The organism is Verrucomicrobium sp. BvORR106 (assembly GCF_000739655.1).
Classification (GTDB): domain Bacteria; phylum Verrucomicrobiota; class Verrucomicrobiia; order Verrucomicrobiales; family Verrucomicrobiaceae; genus Verrucomicrobium.
Window position 1 is genome coordinate 1 of record NZ_BATR01000209.1, and the last position, 514, is coordinate 514.

At 57.8% G+C, this 514-nt stretch carries 2 protein-coding genes; one reads left to right on the forward strand and one right to left on the reverse strand.

From position 1 onward, the window contains the following. On the forward strand, positions 1-345 hold a 345-nt coding region (locus tag BV106_RS34790), incomplete at its 5' end, for a transposase (protein WP_038172903.1). On the opposite strand, the gene BV106_RS34795 is transcribed toward BV106_RS34790, so the two are convergent. Further along, the coding region (locus tag BV106_RS34795; protein WP_038172905.1) for a hypothetical protein at positions 318-514 on the reverse strand (197 nt) is incomplete at its 5' end. The genes BV106_RS34790 and BV106_RS34795 overlap by 28 nt on opposite strands.

Below are 514 nucleotides of genomic sequence, written 5' to 3' on the forward strand. Positions count from 1 at the left end.
TCCCAGAAGACCAAAGTCTCCCGTCGCAGCTATGATGAGCAGTTCAAACGTGATGCCGTGGCTCTGATCGAAGGGGGGCGCAAGATCCATCCACTTGCCAGGGAACTGGGCATCTCCCACTGGAACCTCCGTGAGTGGAAATCTCGCTACGGGACTGGCGCAGTCGCAGCTGGACTGCAAGCGCGTAGCGCGCCGCAGGCCAAGCTCGACGAAGCCAGTCCCGTAGCGATGGCCGCCGAGTTGGCCGATCTGCGCAGGGAACTGGAAACCACAAGGCGTCAGCGCGACATTTTAAAAAAAGCCTTGGCCATTGTCTCTCAGGAAAACCCCAACTCTATGATTTGATCCCGGTCTTGCACCAGCAACTCACCGATATGCACTTGTATGAGATCTGCCAGGCGCTGGATGTCAGCCGCAGTGGTTTGCACGCTCACCATCATAAAGCCTCGGGCCAGCGCCGGTTGCAGGATGATCTTATTGCCCGTGAACTCCATGATGCCTTTGCTGCCAGCCG